We start from the raw sequence: 18,936 nt of genomic DNA, 5'->3' as shown, positions 1-18,936 counted from the left end.
TCCCATGTAAAAACCCTCCATAGTGGTTATTTCATGGGATTTCTTATTTTTTATTTTTTCAACCACGTTTCTTCAATTTCATCATAAGGAATCGGCTTACTAAAGTAATAACCTTGAATTAAAAAATTCCCCATATGATTTAAAGTTGCTAACTGTTCTTTGGTTTCAACGCCTTCAACTATAATTTGTAAATCAAGTTTTTGGGCTAGTTGAATAATTGTTTCTGTCACGATAAATACTTTTTTATCAATATTCATCGCTTCGGTAAAGCTTCGATCAATTTTCAAGCTTTGAATAGGGAATTCCATTAAATAGCGTAATGAACTGTAGCCTGTTCCAAAATCATCCACACTTAAATGGACGCCTAGTCGATGCAAACGCCATAGAATATTTTTTGATTCCGTTACGTCTTCCATTAAGACCGTTTCCGTAATTTCTAACTCGAGTAAATAGGGTGGAATTTGATATTTTTTTAGCAATTCTTCAATTAGTGCAACCAACTCATCTTCTTGAAAATGTTCAGCGGAAACATTGACAGAAATAGGAACTTCATAGCCTTTTGCAAGCCAACATTTTATTTGTTTCACACTCATTTCCACTAATTGCTTGGTTAACTCTAAAATATGTCCCGTCTTTTCACTTAAGGGGATAAATTCATCTGGATAACGCAACCGATCTTCACCAGTGACTTGCCAGCGAATCAAGCCTTCTACCCCATAAAAACGACCGCTATCTGCATATACTTTAGGCTGGTAGTGTAAAATAAATTCCTGATTTTCAATACCTTGAATCAATTCTAATTCTTTTTGATAATCATTTTTCAACTGCACTTGATAGTCAGAATACGAAACAATCATCGTTTTCCCTGAATTTTTTACTTCTTGCTTAGCTGAAAACATCGCAATATCTGCTTTTTTTAGCAACTCTTCTAATTCAGACCCATCTTCAAAGGCTTTTACAACGCCAATACTTGCGGTTGGATTCAATACCATTTTTTCAACAATAAGAGGTTCGTCAAAGGCTCTTAAAAGATTTTCAGTTACTTCTCTTGTTTCTGCTTCATTTTTTTCAATGTAAATTAATGCAAATTCATCGCCACCAGTGCGCGCAAGAAAGTAGTGGTGACCGATATAGTCACGCATCCGTTTTGCAATGTTTTCTAAATATGCGTCCCCAATATGATGACCAAGTGTATCATTGACTTTCTTTAATTCGTTCAAATCAATATAGAAAATAACGAAAGAATTTTTTTTAGTACAATCATAATTTTTTTCAAAAATCTCAAGTTCTTGATGAACAAATTCATTCATATAATAACGATTGGGAAGATTGGTTAAGCTATCATGGTAAGCAATTTGACGAATTTGACGCTTCATCTCATTTTCTTCGGTTACGTCAATAGCAATAATAAAGACTTCCATTACAATATGATTGTCAGGAACTACCGGAATCATTTTAATTTTAAATTCACGATATTCATTGGTTTTTAGTTTTATTTGTTCTTCTAAATGCATGCTTGTTCCCGTTTCAATTACTTCTTGAAAACATTGAACCGCGTTTGTATAATCCTCATCTCGCATAAATTGACGAACTGGATGTTCTCTATCTTTTTCTAAATTTAATTGAAAAGAATCAATTGCAACTTCATTTGCGGTCACCAATTCTCCATTTGTATTTAGTAGAAAAACAGGATCGGGATTGCTTTTTAATAGTGCTAAACTGGTATCCTTTAATTTACTGATTTCTAGTCTGTTTGTATCAAAAATGTAACTGATTAAGCTACTAAAGATTAATAGTACCTCTGCTAAAACAACCATTGAGCTTAAGCTGACTGATAAAAAAGCTAAGTTCGCATGATTTTCTCCAACACTATGAGGCGTCATCATTCCAAACATTCCTAAATAGTGAAATGAAAAAATACCTACTGCCAAAATCAATACTTGTTTAAGATCTTTGATTATTTTAAAAGAGTGATGTTCAATTCGAATCGCTTTCATGGTTAAATAAGCTGAGACGTATCCGATGATCAGTGAAACCAACAAAACAATCGGATGTTTTTCTAGCTCTAAAGGCATCATTGCAGCCATTCCGATATAATGCATCAAGATGAGTCCAGTCCCAAACATAACCGTTCCTTTTGTTAAATCGTTGGATTTGAATTTTGGTGAGCAAATTTCCAAAAACGATCCGTAGGTTCCAATAAAAACAACCAGTCCAGATAAAATAACTAATTGAGTATTGTAAGAATCAAAAACTGCGTGTTGAAACGAGATCATGCTGATAAAATGCATTCCCCAAATACCAAAACTAACACCTAGTGCTTTTAATACTATCCATACATGCCAATTAACTTTCTTTTTTCTACTCAAAAAATAATCCATACTGACAGCATTGTAAGAAGTAAAAATGGCGATCATAAATGAAATTGCCATTAACAACGGAGTTAAATAATTAAATTTCACGAATCACTCCACCTTTTCTGATTTGTTATTTAACATCAAAAAAATTGATTGAAATACTCACAATACTATCATAGCTCAATTTTATTTTTGATACATTAAAATAGACTTAAATTATGTTATTTATCCAAATTTAGTCCTAATTTATAAAAAAGAAGACAACTTTGTATTCTCATACTAAGTTGTCTTCTTTAGATTGTTTTTTAAACATCGTACTCCAATTCTTTAATCGCCGCTTCGACAAAGTCATAGGGTGTATGAATCGTCTCTTTATCAAATTGTGCAGCTCCTGCTTGAATTACAAGATCAACTGTGTGAAGATCTGAAAATTCTTTTGCTGACTTTTCAAAGAATTCTTTAATTCGATCGGTTACAATTTTGCTGCCGTCTTGATCTGTAAATAATAATAAGCCCCAAGTTAAATGTTCACGATCCAATACATAAAGAACATCATTGTCTCTTATCGCTTCTTTAGTCGATCTTGTCACGCGTTTAATCACTTCTGAAATTTGTTCATCATCCAACATTCGTTGCAGTTCATTCCAATACTTTACTTGAATCACAACCATTGAAACAGGCAAATTAAAACGTCTTGACGTCGACATGAATACCAACGCATCTTCTTTGTAAGCGGTCATCGTGCGTAATCTTGTTTCTTCATCAAGCGTCCCCAATTGTCGCGTTTTGCGCTCTAATTGGTGGTTTTCTGCCTGTAGCTCTTTAGTATGATAGCTAAACAGATAGACCATCACTGAAAATAAGGGAGTCATCACTAACCAAAAATACAAATTCAAGCTGACTGATTGACTGTTAGTGGTTGCTAGAAATAACGCATAACTCCCTTGACCAAAAATAAACAATAAATTTAGGACAAGTCCCATTGTAATAGTGGTGAAATACGTGATAATCGCTAAAATCATCGCGATATTCATAAAAATAATATTTTGCGCAAAACGTTCAGGGTTCATTCCGACAAAAATGGCGACGATAAAGTTTAGTAACAGAAAACCTAATAAAGATAAATCTGATAATAATTGATTATTTTTCATCATAATCCCCCTTCATTTTGCGATTTTTACGGAAGGCTAAGAATAAGCCCACAATCACTGAAATTCCAACTAAGGTAACCGCTAGTAAATAAATGGTTATGGTTGAATTTTTCTGAACTTTTTCAACAAAGGTTTTCTTTTCGCCAATATCTTCTGATTTTTTAAAGCGATATACGTAGCTGTTTTTATCCTTATCAATCACAAACGCATCGCCACTGTGTTTACTTACGCTTGTTTGACTGGCCATTTCTTTTGAAGCTAGATAAACAGATTCAGATGTTGCTCCTGTTAATATCAAGGCTCCAGATCCTTCATTATACGGCGAATGAATCAACTGACCCGTTCCAATTTGTTTGCCATAATCAGACTCAATACTAAGTTTTTCATTTGAGACAAACCCATTTCCAGCTTTATCGTATTGGAAATACAATTCTTTATTGAGTGATTTGATGACTGGATTATCTTTTGGAGAACCCATCAAAATAAGGTTATAGTTTTTCAAATCGGCTTTAGTTGCAGTCGTTGGGAAGAATTTTACTATCCCTGTATTGTCTTCTGCATATTTCCCTAATAAATTAATGACGTTGGTTAAGCTCTGATAATAATTTTGATCCATTTTATCAGGTAACACAATACCGATTTGATTGTAGCTTCCATCTTGCAAAAATGGGAATGGGTAATTTTGAAACAATAAATCTGTTCGGTCTTGTGTATTAATCAATAACGTTGATTCTGGTGCAATATAAGCCCACGGCGTTTGACTGCTGTCAGCAACACAAGGAACTGACTTCATCTCTAAATCAAAGCTGACTGTGACGGTATAATTTCCAACAACGGATAAATCTGCTGGCATTTTAAAAGAAACCGTATCTGAATCCGCATATTCTTTGTTTAGTTTTTTACTTCCAATTGGAATATCATTGATAGAAACCGTAACTAATGAACGATCAAAATCTAGATTTTTAGCGTATCTAAAGGCTAAATTCACTTCACTATTTTCAGCGATTGAACGATTTGCTGGCAAACTCATAAAATATTTTTTCTCTTGATGCCCTGCTCCTCGCACTTCATCTCCTGTTTTTGTTAATGCAAGTTCATCGTTTATTTTTAAGGGTTGGCTAGCCGTTTCAGTAGTCGTTGTGACTATTTTTTGGTCACTAGAAATTTGAGACATTAATTCATCATTTGCTACAAAACGCCCTGCTTTAATGAGTGCTTTTGGGTCATTTGATGTTACAATTAATACCGCTTTATTTTCGATTTTAAGCAATTGAATCACCGCATCTTTTTCCACTTTTTCAGCATCGATTTTACTTTGATATTCAGTTGGTAAATTTTTATATTCAGCTACCACTATTGTATAAGGCAGACCCATTGATGACGTATCTGAAAATGTACTAACAGGAATAGTTGCTCCATCTGTTTCATTTTTCTTTGCGTAACCAGACAACGCGTACACCGCGCTTTGTAGCTCTGTTTCATTGGCTTTATCTGGGACTAAGACTGCTACTTTTTTCTGAATCGTCGTGTCCATGCCACCAAAATAACTGTTGAACTGTTGAATAGTCGTTGACATAGGCTGTTTTGTATAAGCAACTCCTACATTTGAACCGTTATAAATGTGCAACCAATCAGCTGCAGATTGTGTAACACTACAAACATCTTGGGTTTCTTTGGTTACAATGACACCTTCAACTTTCAGTTCATTTTCACCTTTCCTCAAAATGTCTTTGGGTATTTCCAATGTTAGACTCTGTCTTTCTTGTGTTGATTCCGTTGGTCTAAATGAATAAAATTTCGTCCCGTTCACTGAAATCGTGATGCTTGACGCTTCATTTTTTGTTAACTGTGACACATTGTAATCTAAATTAAGCGTCACTTGATCAACATCCCAATAATCTAATAATTTAAAATAAAGGTTACTTGTAGGTGCACTTCCAACTAAGGAGCTTTTCGTACTTTGAAAATTTGTAATAAAGGTTTCTTTATCTGCTGCCGCCTCTTCGCCTTCAGCGTGGGCTAACATTGGTACACTCATTGATAAAAATGCTAAAATCAATCCCATTTTAATCCACTGCTTCATATAACAGTCACTCCTTTTCTATTTTTCATTTAAAATCGTTCGGTTTTGTACCATTTAGCTTCACGTTTCAAAACGGATTCTTTGATAAACATCACCATACCGTACGCCGCAACAAACAACCACATTTGACTATAAGTGACATACATCAACATAATAATGCCCACATTTCCTAGCGTCATCTCGCCTTTTTCAGTGGTGATGGTAATAAAGGTCCCTACAATAAATAACAAAATGGCTAAGAGCCATAATAGTCCACTAAAACCAGCTAAGGTTGTTGTGAGGTAACCCATTAAATTCATCACTAATAAAGTATCTGAAACTACTAAAGAGGTCATTAGTAAAAAGTAAATCGATAAAAAATACAAAATATCAAAACGAATTTTCCTAGCTTTACGGTCAAATAATAACGGTGTATTTTTAACAATCACATAAATATTGCCTTTTACCCATCTCGTCCGTTGTCTAAACCATACTTTCAGCGTTTGAGGCTCTTGCTCCCAAGTAACAGCTTTTGGTTGAAATTTAATGCGATAGCCCATCATGTAAATTCGAAAACTAATTTCTGTATCTTCAGCTAATGCCTTTTCATCCCAACCCCCAATTGCCTCAATGATCGAGCGTCTGACAATAAAATTCGTACCTGGAATGGTACACAACCCAAATAATTGCCAACGGCCTGCTTGTGCCATCCATTGAAAGGATAACGTTTCGATATTGATAAAACGAGTCAGCAAGCTAGCATCACGATTTCGGGTTCTAAATTTGCCAATTACCCCACCAAGGCGTTCATCATTTGTCAATTCTGCTACTAAATAGCGCAAGGCTGTTTTTTCTGGTGTGTTATCAGCATCATATATTGCAATGACCTCTCCTTTTGCTTGTTTAAAGCCAATATTCAACGCATTGGATTTTCCTTTTCCACCAGTCTCTGCATCTGTATTTACGATGTGCAATTGTCTAGTTGGATTTTTTCGTTGAATCGCAGCTAATAATTCGGCACTGTTGTCAGAAGAATTATCATTGATGACAATAATTTCATATCGTTCATGTGGATAATCAAAACGCAGTAACGCTTCGACTGTTTTTACAATTACGATTCCCTCATTGTGGGCAGGCACCATAATTGAAACAAATGGTATTTCGCCTTGAATTTGTGGAACTGCTTTTTTTTCTGTCTTTATATAGTAAATATACCCCGCAATAATCAGGACAACGTTTACTAATAGTAAACTCCATATTGAAATCGTTGAAATGAGTAAAAGATAGTCTGCTATTGTCATCACTATTCCCTCCTTACTTTTTAGTGCGATATTTACCACGATACAAGTTATAACCAACAATAAAGAATAAAACTAAAATAAAGAGTGTTCCAACAATAATAATCGTTAACACTTTATCTTGAAAAGCAAAAAATCCAGCCAAACTCCCTTTATCTGTTGCTTGCTTTTGAACTACTTTCTTACTTTCTTGAGGCAATGTGTGCAAATGTTTTAACTCGCCATTAACACGTACTTGACCATTTTTTACATCAATCACACTTGCCGAAGTTGCAACATGGTGTTCACTTTTCCGGATATCTCTTGCCATCATCGGCAGATTGTCTATTTTTTTTAACATGCTGTTAAGTTTTTTTAATGTATCTGGAAAATCATACGTAATGGCAGTTGGAGATGAAAATTTATACCCTAAAGCAGTATCGGTCCATTCAATTCCATCTAAATTTTCTGCTGGCAAAGCGTAATAGGCCTTTTGATAAACACCACTTTTTTCTGCTACAACACGTTTTGCTATTGTTTGAGGATTCGGCAACAATAATACACTATCACTTAAACCTAAGGCGTCTTCTTGATAGCCTTGGTCTTGATTCCAATAAGCTGGTGTCGCGATCCCGATGGGGTATACTTCATGCTCAACCAATTTATCAATCGTTGTATTCATAATCTCTTTTAACTCACTATCATCTTGTTTATTCGCTTGTGAAGCTACTGGCGTTTGCAATAAAATGGAGCCATTTCGAAATTGCAAGTATTGCAACGTATCCACATATTTATCGTAAGCCTTTAAATCTGTATTTTGCCAAACACTAGTTGCACTAACTGCAAAGGGTATTCCTTCTTTAAAGAGTTGATCCCCCATATATTCCAATAGAGCCAAATCGGAGAATGGTGTGACACCGGTAATCACCAATACCGGTTGACTTTGATAGGTGATGTTCAACCATTTCTGTAACAGCTTTACCATTAATTCTTGACTTAAACCCGTTGCATGAAAATAGGGTAGATAGGCAATTTTACCTTTCAACGTCCCGTAGGAATACGTTATCTGTTGGTTTTCAAATGAAATCAACCCCAGATCAGTTGTTGCATCCGTTGCATTTACTGTAACTTCTGCTGGTTCCAAAATCAGTTCTCTCGCCTCTAACTCTTGACTGCTCAGTTTAAAACGTTGCTTTGGAATTTTTTTCAATTGAATGCCCATTTCTTCTTGCCAACTAACTGGTAAGTTATCGCCAATATGAAGCTTCAAACCTTGGTAATCGTCTCGGTCTGCTAAAAACTCTTTATTTTGAATCTCTAAATCAGGAGCATTCATTAATTCAATCATGCCGTCAAACTCTTGAAGTTGATTTTTTTGATAATGATCGATGCTGACTGTGGAAACAGCGATATTCAAGCTTGTTAACAAACGTTGTAGACTTTCAATTGATTTTTCACCTGATCCTGACACATCTAAACTATCATAGACAAATAAAATCGTTTTATGTGGATGATCAATCGTTTCAGCCTTTGTATTTTCCGCTCCAATTACTAATGAAACGAATAAAAAGAAAAAGAGACACATCATTTTTTGAATTCGATTCATTTCATTAGCGCCCCTTTTCATCCTTTAATAAGTTGCCTTCATCCGACCATAAATGATTCGTTAAAACATCCGTAATCGTCATTAACGTCAATCCATCAAAAATAACGGCTACTAGGAAAAGATGTTTGGCTAAATCTGCATCTCCATCTCCAATAATAGAAATCAATAGAATTCCTGGAACCATCGTGATTAAGGCAATAATAAACCCATAACGCACAAGCCCACGATAACGTTTTTCTTTAAAATTTTGATACGCTGATACGCCGTATATTCCTAAATACACCAACATCCAAATAACAATAAAACCAATCGTCTTAGGATAAAACATTCTTTTAATCGAACTATAGCCTGTAAAATACGTTACTTGAGCTTGAGCTGGGCGTTTGGCAGAGGCTTCAAAGTTCCCCATTTCTCTTGGTTGCACTTCATGAATATCACGAGCCGCAATATCTAATAGGGTAAACAGTTCATCTGGATGAAAGAGATAATGTTTTAAAATCCAACCAAATCCATATTCATTATAAAAATGCTTAAACAAATATGGACTGTTTACATCAATTGCCTTGTATTTTTGAAAAAAAGTATTGCCTTTTAACAACGCGTATTGTTCACTCATATCCCCATCTGCTAAAGCCGCTTCGGGTTCTTTTGATTCTAATAAAACTCCTCGCGTCAATGATTGGTATTGGTTGATTTTTTCAAATTCAGAAGTGATTAGTTTGTATGTAGCCACACCAGAAATTAAAACGAGAACCAATCCAGCAGCTACTCCAATTCGATAAAAACGTTCCTTGCGAACAAACCAAAATGCGATATAAAGAAAAGCCAAACAAATTGCTAGTGGTGCATTTTGCTGCTTAACCGTTACTAAAATAATCGAACTGACTGTCACCAAGGTCACCATTGCTGTGTCATTATAGCGATGACGGTATAGTAATAATGTCCCACTGATGATATAGAGCATCGCTATAAACATAATGGGTTCACTGTACAGTGAGTTGAAATAAACTGTATACGCAGTATCTCCGAAAATAAATACCGTGATCAACCCAATCAAGTAAGCTTTATTACTCGCTACACGATACGTTAATCCTTCTACCAATAAATAAATACCACCTAAATAGAACACATAATAAATCAATCCCATAAATCGTAGGTCAAAAATTGTTTGACTATAAAAAAGCTTGTTTACAAAAATCGCTAATTTAATAAATAATGGTTGCGAAGAAAAAATCGTCGCTATATTTTCATTGTAATACTGCATAATTCCTAACTTTTTAACAACATCTACAAAATAATGATCTGAATAGCCTGGCAAATGATACAGACCATTACTATAAATCATCCTAAAAAAATCACCATTATCTGCAATTCCGTTATAAGGCGGAACAAACAAAACGATTCCTGCAATAATCGCTACTAAACACACACTGAATACCGCGGGCGAAATAAAACGATCAAGAAAGTTAACCGCTTTTGTATATTCGTTACTAATCACTCGTAATCCTTTTTTCAAAAAGTCACCCTCTTATCCTTATTTCAGTGTGATTTAATATTGATACGCTAATAATGCAATTAAATTGTTAAATGAATAGACTTGGTTTGTCTCTGTATCCCCGTAACCGCCATATAACGAGCTTGCTTCATCCATAATTTGATAAGTTTCCATTTTATTCATCGCTGTTAAATAAAATTCTTCATCCCCAGCTTCTGAGGCAATCATTGCCGCAATGCCATATGCCGCTGGTGATTGGTTTAAATCAATTGGCTTGCCTTTGCTATCGTAACGATTCGATAAGGTACCGTCATTTACTTGTTCTTTTAAATAATCAATACTCGCTTGCTTTTGTAAACCCACTTCACTTAGATGTAGAATCGCTAATAATGACTCAATGACATTGATTTCAGTACTATCTTGATAATCATTTTTTGAATAATTAAAGCGAGTTTTATAAAATGGGAAAGTATCTCCTAGATAGCCATTTTGAAGAATAGTTGTCTGATTTTCTAGCAACTTTGTTTGATTGCCTGGTAACAGACTGATTGTTTTTAAATCGATATAACATAACGTAATAAAATCATTATTCATCTTTGTTTTGCTGTCATAAAAATCATAAAGTTCATTCTCTTTAATGGATGTTTTGATGAAGCGATTGGCATATTTTTCAAAATCTTTTTCGTACTCAGTATCATGAAATTTACTCCCTGCTTCTTTCAAACTACGCAAAATACGCAAATCATCCACCGACGCGTTCACATCATATCGTTTGGCTAACTTAGGACTGTATCGATAACTAAATTGAGTTCCATCATCGACTGTTTTAAGGGTTAAATTCCATTCATTGCCAAATTCTTTTTTCTGACCAGTTAAAGCTAAATAACGCAACATTAAGCCTGCAGATTCACTTAAAATCTCATGACCAGTTGCGGTTTCCGCTGTTTGATCGGTATCTATATAATTGGTAACAATCCCATACTCACTTGTCATTTTAGTTTGTATAAACTGATTCAGTGCTTGCTCATGTTGATTGTCCTTTGTTCCAAAATGATTTTTAGGTTTAATTGTCTGCTCTTCTTTCATGATGATTGAGGCCTCACTTGAGGAATTATTTTGTTGTGAAGGAGATGATTTAGGTAGTAGAACTAGTAAAATAAGGCCAATCACTAAAAAAATTATTAACAAACCGCTAATCAGAAAATAATGACTCTTTTTCATAGTTATTGCTCCTCTTTTTTATAACGTTTCTTCATTTTTTAAGAAAGCTTCAATTTTTGCTTGATCTTTATACTCTGCTAATTTTTTGATAACAACACCGTTTTTTACCACAATTACCACCGGAACAGAAGAAATACTAGTTGCTTTAATAATTCTTTCAAATGCTACATTATCTTCTTTTTTAGCTTCATCCGTATTATAGTAGAAAATCTGTTTATTAGTCGCTTCTAACGCTTCTTCCAATTTAGGTTGAAAGGCCTGACAATGAGCACAGGTTGGACGTCCAATATAAAAAATCCCACTTTTTTTAGTATCAACTACATCTAAAAAGGCTTGATTATTGATAGTGACTAACTTCTCTTCACTTTTCTGATTTGTTTTAAATACCATCATGCCTACTATTCCTAACAAAACAAGTCCAATTATCAAAAATACCAACCATTTTTTCATATTTTCTGCCCCCATGTTATCTTAATAGTAAAAGTTTATCATAGATACTTAAAAATGTGGATTTAAAGCATTTTTGATTCCTTTACTCCTAAAAATGCACAAAGTTTTACAGTACATCTTAACATAAAAAGAACCTGATATGATTATCAGTTTTTATTGATACCTAGTAGAAAACTGATAATCTTTCACTTGAAACGCTTTCCTTTTAAAAAGGATTATTTCCTAGGAAATAATTCCCTGCCTTTCTTTTCAATTTCCATAAAGTTGCGTTACAATAATAGTAAGAATCCAATAAAATAGGGGGTATTTTATGATTACCATTGGTTTAACGGGTTGGGGAGACCACGAAACATTGATTTTAAACAAACAACAAAAATTGGAAAACTACGCGTCTCATTTCCCATTTGTAGAATTGGATACAAGTTTTTACGCATTGCCCGCTAGTTCAAGTATTGAAAGTTGGTTAGCAAAAACACCTAACACTTTTCAATTCATACCTAAAGCACTGCAAACCATGACTAAACATCGTGACTGGAGTGATTTCTATCCGAGTGAGAAAAATATGTTCGACACTTACTTAGCTACTTTTGAACCCATGGTTTCAGCAAATCGGTTGAAAGCCATTCTTTTTCAATTTCCACCGTATTTCGCCTGTACAAAAGAACATGTTGCCTACTTGAGAAACATTCGAATGTGGATGAAAGATTTGCCAGTTGCAATTGAATTCCGCAACAACACTTGGTATTCCATTGACTATCAGCAACAAACTCTTCAATTGTTAAAGGAACTCAACTTTATTCACACAGTAGTTGATCAACCTCAAACACCAACAAACAGCGTTCCTAAAGTTTTATCAGTAACCAACTCTGCCTTAACTTTATATCGTCTTCATGGTCGTAATTTTGATGGCTGGTTGAATGCCTCTGGACCTGATTGGCGAAAGAAAAGGACTCTTTACAACTATAATTTAGCAGAACTAGAAGGTATTAAACAGGATATTTTGACGCTTACAGAAGAATCAAATGAAGTTGCTGTTATCTTTAATAACAACTCGGGAGGGCACGCAGCAAGCAACGGGAAAAGCTTGCAAAAATTAATGAATGTAACATTCATTGGACTCTTGCCTCAACAGCTGGATTTAGAATTATTTTAACAATCTTATTGCTTTATTAAGAAAAGATTCACGATTCCTTTGAAAAACATATGCTACACTAAATAGGAATGACAAAAAGAAAAGAAGGTTTAATTATGTCTTATCGAACACCACCCTTTATAACACCATTTGCAATTGTTTCAATCGTTATCGGGCTAAGTGCGACGAACACGATTGTAAACCGGGTTAGCCCTCCGGCACCAAGGCAAGAACAAAAAGAGAGTCAAGAAACACCTACTCAAAAAGACTCTTCTACAATAGACAGCGCTACTTCTGAAAAGAATGAGTCTGAAAATTCTTCTAGTTCAACAGAAACTAAAAGCTCAGAAGAACCTACGAAAAAGGACTCCACAGAAGATGGTAAAACTTCTGACAGCACAGTGGATTCTAGTCAAAAAGAGCCTGCAACAAGTGACACAAGTACAAGTGAGTCTGCTCCCACTGATAGCTCGACTGACTCTAGTCAATCCAATCAAACGCCGAATACACAAAAAGATACAACTCAGCAACAAACAAATACGACAAATCCAACAGCTAATCAATAGAAAGGAGATGAATATTCATGTTTAGTTTATTTGATGCTATCAATCATTATTTAGGTTTTTTTAACTTTAATCTTAAGTTGAAAAATCAGATTTATACGATAATGGGATTTATTGGGAATTGGTATTTGTTGCATTTAGCGATTCAATTATTTAAAAATCAGCTTTACTTGCGTGGCTTTTTATTTGCACTGATTTTTCTCGTGCTTCTTTATTTTTCAATTTTAAATCTTGTTTACTACTTTACATCCAAAACGGTTAAAGGAGACATTTCTCCCCATATTGAAAAAATATTTGGTGGAAAACCTAAAGATGCCGATATTTCAGCACCCATTTCTCCTAATCCTTTTCATACACAACCGGGGACTCCTGTTATGTATGACCCTGTTGGAATTTACGATCAGAACAATCTGATTTCTGCAACGCTAACTAGTACCGATGCTCAACGAGAAGTCCTCAAACATATCGCGGATCATTTGCTTGAAACCCATCACATTCAAGAAAATTATCAAGGACTAAATGATCAACAAGTAACCGATTTCCTAAAAAAAAGCAATCTAATTGCATTTGATGCTATCGGAACTCACGCCTTAATTCCTTCTTATAAAATAGTGACTGAGGAAAATCAACTGAACGTTTACGCCGGATTAAATATCCTAGATCAACAACTTATCGGCAGCATTGAAACTGTCGGAACCTTTGATATTCATGACTTGCAAGAAAATTATCAGCTTTTACCTGTCAGTTGCATCCTTCATGGGGGCAAATGTAAAACAATTGGGCGCTCGGGGCTCATTGAAAGTATTGAACCTTATTTTGTTGAAATGAAAATTGCCTATCAAAGAAAAACGAATGAACCTAAAAATACCAACTAAGTAAAATTTATTTACTTAGTTGGTATTTTTTATATCATTTCTTTCGCTAATAATCGATACGTGTTTAACCGCTTTTCTTGGCTATGAGTAATACTCACAATCATCGCTTCATCAAAACCATACGTTGTTCCTTCTTGAAGTAATTTATCAGCAACGACAGCCGGTGTTCCTACTAAGTGGATTTTGCGATTTTCTTGGATTTTCATTCGATCTAGCTCTGTTAAAGGCAAGCTTTTTGCTACTTCAGGTGTTAAAATAACTGGTTTTTCACCTTTAGCCATCATCAAACGTTGAATATCGGCTGGTGCTGCCTCATACTCTGCTTCTTCCAAACTTTCTGCAACCGTTGCTAAATAAGCAACATTGATTTCTGGTTTTTCCATAAAATCAGACGGCTGAAATCTTGATTTGTACAAATCCAGTATTTCTTTTGATAAAGACCCCATAAAAAATTGAGCAAAAGAATAGCCAACACCCATTCTAGCAGCTTCTCTAGCGCTGTCTCCACTTGATCCTAATAGCCACGCTTCGGGTAATACTATTTGACTTGGAGAAGCGATTGTTTCTTGATACAGCGAATCACTAGGAAGCGCATCTTTAATTAACTCTAAGGTTGTTTCTAATTTTTTATATAGATAACGCAACTCAGGGCGTGCACCTTCTGATAATGCATAAATAGCCTTCATATCTCCACCTGGCGCTCTTCCAACACCAAAATCAATTTTCCCTGGATTCAATGCACTTAATGTTTTAAATACTTCTGCCATTTTTAGTGGTGAATAGTGCATCATCATCGTTCCGCCTGTCCCTAATCTAAGATTTTTAGTCAAACTAGATAAATACGCAATGATAATCTCAGGCGCTGAGCTTGCGAAGGTTGTTGTGTTGTGATGTTCTGCTAACCACATGCGATGATATCCTAATTCATCTGCTAGTAACGCTAATTCCACGGCTTTTATAATTGCCTCCGCACTTTGATTCCCTGCAGTTACAGGAGCTTGGTCTAAGACACTTAATTTCATTTTTTGTTCCTCCTACCTTCATTGATACACTACTTTTAGTATACTGCTCTTATACATAAAAAGCTGACTTTTTGCTTTAACTAAAAAAGCCAGTAACTGAATAACGATCAGCTACTGGCTTTCAATTGTTTTATTTTACAACACGAACTGCAAATGAAGGTGCATATCCGCTGATACTTTGGTATTTCACAACGTCACCTGTTTGTGGAGCATGAATGTATTGTCCACCACCTGCATAAATTGCAACGTGATGAGTAGCTCCACGAGGTCCCCAGAACAACAAATCTCCAGCTTGTAAAGCGCCCATTGACACTTGAACACCTGATGATTCTTGAGGAACTGTATAACCACCGATTGATTTTCCTAGAACACGACTAAATGCATAGCCTGTTAAACCAGAACAATCAAATCCAGCAGGACTTTTCCCACCCCATACGTAAGGAACGCCTAGATAACGTGCTGCTTCAGCAACAACTGCTGCTCCTTCGGCTGCTGAAATAGTATTTCCAGAAACGCTACCTGCGCCTGGATCAACAGCAGGTGCATTATTGGTATTTGCTGTTTCTGTTTTTGATGTTTCGGTTGAAGTTGGAACTGCTTTTGGAGCTTTAGCAGCAGCTTCTTGTTGTGCTTTTAGGTCAGCTGCTTTTTTCTCAGCATCTGCTTTTTCAGCTAAGAATTGATCACGTTCGCCTTCTGCTGTAGCTTTACTTGCTGCAAGAGTTGCAACTGCTGATTCTTGTGCGATTTTTTTCGTTTCTAACTCACCTTTTAACTTTTCTAATTCACCAGAAACTTGACGTTGTTCTTCGATTTTAGAATCTGTCTCTGCTTTTTTACTTTCTACTGCTTTTTTATCGTCTGCTTGTGCTTTAACTAATTCACGATTTGCTGAAACCATTTGGCTAACAACATCAACGCGGCCAATTACATCAGATAAAGATTCAGCTGAGATAATGAAATCTATGTAGCTATCTCCATCATTTACTTGCACTGATCTTGCTTGTTTTTTCAATTGTTCTGTTCTTTGGTCAATTTTAGCAGTTAAATCATTGATTTCTGCTTCTAATTTCTCTTTTTCTTTTTGAGTCGCTTCACTTTGTGCAACCAATGTTTTTGCTTTTTCTTCTGCTACTACGATTTCTTTTGTAACAGCTTCTAAACTTGTTGTTGCTTCTTTTTGTTGACCTGATAAGTCACTAATTTTTGAATTTTGTTGTTCAATTTTTTCAGATAAGTCGTCTGCTAATGCGCTAATTGGTGCTGATAAAGCTGATAATGTCAACGTTCCTGCTAATACAAAGGTCATGATTCTGTTTTTCACACTAAATTCCTCCAAATATCGTTGTTTTTATAGGTATATTTTTTAAGTTTATGTTTAAATTTTAGCGGTTATTTAACCTTAAAATATTGTATCATACCCTCACCTCAACGCCTAGCAATTCTCAAAGATGACTCACAAATGTAATATTTTTAAAATAGGACTAAAGGATGAATTATGTTTTGATGGGTTTTAGCCCTTTTCAATGGATGGTTTGTTACAGATGCGTAACAGGTTGTGATAAATGAACTATCGCTAACAAAGATTTTTAAATCTTTGTTAGCGATAGTTTTACTTTTTATTAAATTTATTTAGGTAAATCAAAAGATAGCTCTTTACCTGCTCCCATTGTCTTGCCCTCTTTTGTTCTTAAATTCACTTCAATTTTAAATTCTTTGTCTTTCCAAATTTTGTCATATTGTTCTTTGTCCAACAAGAAGACTTGTATGAATTCTTTTTTACTACCTTGTTCTAGTATTTGATTATTGCGATCTGTGGCTAACAACATACTTGAACTCAACAATCGTTGAGTACCATTATTGACTCTCAATACAGAAGAAGACATACTTAAATCAATATCTTTATCGCTTTTGTTATCTGTTTGAAATTTAGCGGTTAAAAGTACCAAACCATTTTCAACATTATCAAAACGCGGCGCTTCCACTTCGTTGGGTACAAATTCTGTAAATTGATAACCCTCTAAAGTTACGCCCACATCTTCAAGTGTTTCTGTTTTATTGATTTCGGATTTTTCTTTAATCATCGTTTTTTCACCCATATTATCAACCGTTACTTTATCTTGATAATAAGCACCATTGGCTTCTTTCTTTTCTTCACCTTGACTGCTGATTGGAAGCTCAATTTTTTGTGGACTTCCAATCATATCATCAACTTTAAAACTATCCGGCTTCGTATGTACACCTGGAATTGTTAAAGTGATACTTGTTTGTTCTTTAATTTTGTCAAATGCTGTTGGACCAAAAGCATAAGCTAAGTATCCTGTTTTTGTTTCTCCTGAAGTAACCTTAAATTTAGAAGCTACCATAATACTACTCAAATTTTCTTTTTCATCTGGTAGTAATGATTTTATCCCCATTGAAGTTTTGCTTGTTCCTACATAATTCAAATCAAAAGAAGGTGTAAAATAAATGTCTTTGTCTTCTTTATTTTCAATCGTATATTTTGCTATCATAATTCCACCGCGTTCTATTTGTTCTTCAAATGGAATCGCAAAGTCCCGATTAAAATCTTTAATCTCCATATATTCATAGCCGTCTAAAGTGATAACAACTTCACCTTGATTTTTCACGATGGGGTCTTGACTGGCATAAATTTTCTCGATGCTTTTAGCATCCGTTTCTTTTTTCATTTCTGAAATTTGTTTGCTAAAATCAATACTCCCCGTTGATTCTTTTTTTACTATTTTCTTTTCTTTCGGCTTATCTTTTTTTGATTTTGAACTTTCGACAATCGATTCTTTAGGTGCCTTAACTTCCTTTTCCTTTGTTCCACAACCTGCTAATACAAACGTACAGATTGCAAATGATGTAGCAAACATAGTTAATTTACTCTTTTTCATTTTCTTTCCCCCATTACTTTTTTACTTACAATTAAAGTATAGCAGTTCGGAATATAAAAATACAAGCGTAATTATAATGTTTTCTATATAATAACAAAAAACCACACCGAATTAAAATCCAGTATGGTTTTACTTTTAGTATGCTTTTACTTTACTTCACTATCTAAAACAAATTTCCCAACAACAGCAGCTAATACACCACCAACAATTGGTCCCACAATAAAGACCCAAAGTTGCGACAATGCTTCGCCGCCAGCGAAAATTGCAGGAGCAATACTTCTAGCGGGGTTAACGGATGTTCCTGTTAATGGAATACCTAGCAAGTGAATCAATACAAGTGTTAAACCAATTACCAATCCAGCAAATTCTGGGTTGCCTTTTTTACCCGTTACCATCACGATTACCAGTACAAAAACAAAAGTTAAGATACATTCAACTAGAAAAGCACCCATTGCGTTTAAGTTACCAAAGCCGTTTTGACCTAAGTTTGAAACAGATAAATCAGATGCTACTAAAATACTTTTTAATACTGCAGTTGCAACGATTGCACCTAGTACTTGACCAACAAGGTAGTACACAAGCTCCATTGCTGAAATACGTTTATTAACAAACAAACCGATTGAAACAGCTGGGTTAACGTGACAGCCTGAAATGGTTCCAATACTGTAAGCCATTGCTACAATCGATAAACCAAATGCCATTGCAATGGCTAACGTACCAACACCTTCAATTCCTCCACCTAAAACGGCCGTTCCTGTACCAAATAATACCAAAACGAACGTTCCGATAAATTCAGCAATTCCTTTTTTTATCAATTACAATTCC

The 18,936-nt window shown here is 35.0% G+C and carries 15 protein-coding genes; 3 read left to right on the top strand and 12 right to left on the bottom strand.

Features of this window, described 5'->3' with window-relative positions; translation table 11 throughout:
* Nucleotides 1–50: 50 nt before the first annotated feature.
* From AC07SW_RS11835 to AC07SW_RS11800, 8 genes are all read right to left on the bottom strand, one after another.
* The gene (locus AC07SW_RS11835) at nt 51–2,462 is read right to left on the bottom strand and encodes an EAL domain-containing protein (RefSeq protein WP_135023437.1); all 2,412 of its coding nucleotides are present in this window, start codon (nt 2,460–2,462) and stop codon (nt 51–53) included.
* Between the two features lie 200 nt (nt 2,463–2,662).
* Nucleotides 2,663–3,508, bottom strand: coding sequence for a GGDEF domain-containing protein (locus AC07SW_RS11830; protein WP_034573122.1), 846 nt, complete (start codon nt 3,506–3,508; stop codon nt 2,663–2,665).
* Entirely contained in the window at nt 3,498–5,591 is a 2,094-nt protein-coding gene (locus tag AC07SW_RS11825) for a cellulose biosynthesis cyclic di-GMP-binding regulatory protein BcsB (RefSeq protein ID WP_463685238.1), read from the bottom strand. Before AC07SW_RS11825 ends, AC07SW_RS11830 begins: the two co-directional genes overlap by 11 nt.
* A 29-nt stretch (nt 5,592–5,620) precedes the next feature.
* On the bottom strand, nt 5,621–6,871 hold the full coding sequence (locus tag AC07SW_RS11820) for a glycosyltransferase family 2 protein (protein ID WP_034573118.1): 1,251 nt from the start codon (nt 6,869–6,871) through the stop codon (nt 5,621–5,623).
* Between the two features lie 13 nt (nt 6,872–6,884).
* Complete coding sequence (locus tag AC07SW_RS11815) at nt 6,885–8,453, bottom strand: hypothetical protein (RefSeq protein ID WP_494632942.1); 1,569 nt, start codon at nt 8,451–8,453, stop codon at nt 6,885–6,887.
* Nucleotides 8,454–8,457: 4 nt separating this feature from the next.
* Nucleotides 8,458–9,969, bottom strand: a complete 1,512-nt coding sequence (locus AC07SW_RS11810) for a YfdI family membrane protein (protein WP_238328281.1) — start codon at nt 9,967–9,969, stop codon at nt 8,458–8,460.
* 33 nt (nt 9,970–10,002) lie between these two features.
* Nucleotides 10,003–11,169 (bottom strand): hypothetical protein, encoded by a 1,167-nt coding sequence (locus AC07SW_RS11805; RefSeq protein ID WP_463685240.1) that lies wholly within the window; start codon nt 11,167–11,169, stop codon nt 10,003–10,005.
* Nucleotides 11,170–11,187: 18 nt separating this feature from the next.
* Nucleotides 11,188–11,619, bottom strand: a complete 432-nt coding sequence (locus AC07SW_RS11800; protein WP_463685241.1) for a DUF6568 family protein — start codon at nt 11,617–11,619, stop codon at nt 11,188–11,190.
* A 310-nt stretch (nt 11,620–11,929) separates the two neighbouring features.
* On the opposite strand from AC07SW_RS11800, the gene AC07SW_RS11795 reads away from it, so the two are divergent.
* From AC07SW_RS11795 to AC07SW_RS11785, 3 genes are all read left to right on the top strand, one after another.
* Nucleotides 11,930–12,772 carry a DUF72 domain-containing protein gene (locus tag AC07SW_RS11795; protein WP_135023425.1) on the top strand — a complete coding sequence of 281 codons (843 nt, stop codon included), beginning with the start codon at nt 11,930–11,932 and terminating at the stop codon, nt 12,770–12,772.
* A 95-nt stretch (nt 12,773–12,867) separates the two neighbouring features.
* Complete coding sequence (locus tag AC07SW_RS11790) at nt 12,868–13,317, top strand: hypothetical protein (RefSeq protein WP_135023424.1); 450 nt, start codon at nt 12,868–12,870, stop codon at nt 13,315–13,317.
* A 17-nt stretch (nt 13,318–13,334) separates the two neighbouring features.
* The gene (locus AC07SW_RS11785; protein ID WP_119907262.1) at nt 13,335–14,189 is read left to right on the top strand and encodes a DUF6681 family protein; all 855 of its coding nucleotides are present in this window, start codon (nt 13,335–13,337) and stop codon (nt 14,187–14,189) included.
* 29 nt (nt 14,190–14,218) lie between these two features.
* Here AC07SW_RS11785 and AC07SW_RS11780 read toward each other — a convergent pair whose 3' ends face one another.
* The 4 genes from AC07SW_RS11780 to AC07SW_RS11765 form a co-directional block, all read right to left on the bottom strand.
* A complete protein-coding gene (locus tag AC07SW_RS11780) occupies nt 14,219–15,211 on the bottom strand; it encodes an MsnO8 family LLM class oxidoreductase (protein ID WP_463685243.1) in 993 nt (330 codons plus the stop codon).
* Between the two features lie 130 nt (nt 15,212–15,341).
* A complete protein-coding gene (locus AC07SW_RS11775; protein ID WP_119907264.1) occupies nt 15,342–16,535 on the bottom strand; it encodes a C40 family peptidase in 1,194 nt (397 codons plus the stop codon).
* Between the two features lie 304 nt (nt 16,536–16,839).
* Nucleotides 16,840–18,111, bottom strand: a complete 1,272-nt coding sequence (locus AC07SW_RS11770) for a DUF5068 domain-containing protein (RefSeq protein ID WP_463685244.1) — start codon at nt 18,109–18,111, stop codon at nt 16,840–16,842.
* Nucleotides 18,112–18,257: 146 nt separating this feature from the next.
* Nucleotides 18,258–18,923 carry an MIP family channel protein gene (locus AC07SW_RS11765; RefSeq protein WP_201785272.1) on the bottom strand — a complete coding sequence of 222 codons (666 nt, stop codon included), beginning with the start codon at nt 18,921–18,923 and terminating at the stop codon, nt 18,258–18,260.
* Nucleotides 18,924–18,936: the final 13 nt, after the last annotated feature.

Source organism: Carnobacterium sp. GW821-FHT04C06 (assembly GCF_059420345.1).
The sequence above is the reverse complement of the archived record's forward strand: the minus strand, read 5'-3'. Positions and strand labels throughout refer to the sequence as shown.

Bases quoted from the DNA above. Each gene is read 5' to 3' on its own strand.
- AC07SW_RS11830 (WP_034573122.1), bottom strand. From the start codon at position 3,508: ATGAAAAATAATCAATTATTATCAGATTTATCTTTATTAGGTTTTCTG.
- AC07SW_RS11825 (WP_463685238.1), bottom strand. From the start codon at position 5,591: ATGAAGCAGTGGATTAAAATGGGATTGATTTTAGCATTTTTATCAATG.
- AC07SW_RS11820 (WP_034573118.1), bottom strand. From the start codon at position 6,871: ATGACAATAGCAGACTATCTTTTACTCATTTCAACGATTTCAATATGG.
- AC07SW_RS11815 (WP_494632942.1), bottom strand. From the start codon at position 8,453: ATGAATCGAATTCAAAAAATGATGTGTCTCTTTTTCTTTTTATTCGTT.
- AC07SW_RS11805 (WP_463685240.1), bottom strand. From the start codon at position 11,169: ATGAAAAAGAGTCATTATTTTCTGATTAGCGGTTTGTTAATAATTTTT.
- AC07SW_RS11800 (WP_463685241.1), bottom strand. From the start codon at position 11,619: ATGAAAAAATGGTTGGTATTTTTGATAATTGGACTTGTTTTGTTAGGA.
- AC07SW_RS11795 (WP_135023425.1), top strand. From the start codon at position 11,930: ATGATTACCATTGGTTTAACGGGTTGGGGAGACCACGAAACATTGATT.
- AC07SW_RS11790 (WP_135023424.1), top strand. From the start codon at position 12,868: ATGTCTTATCGAACACCACCCTTTATAACACCATTTGCAATTGTTTCA.
- AC07SW_RS11785 (WP_119907262.1), top strand. From the start codon at position 13,335: ATGTTTAGTTTATTTGATGCTATCAATCATTATTTAGGTTTTTTTAAC.
- AC07SW_RS11780 (WP_463685243.1), bottom strand. From the start codon at position 15,211: ATGAAATTAAGTGTCTTAGACCAAGCTCCTGTAACTGCAGGGAATCAA.
- AC07SW_RS11770 (WP_463685244.1), bottom strand. From the start codon at position 18,111: ATGAAAAAGAGTAAATTAACTATGTTTGCTACATCATTTGCAATCTGT.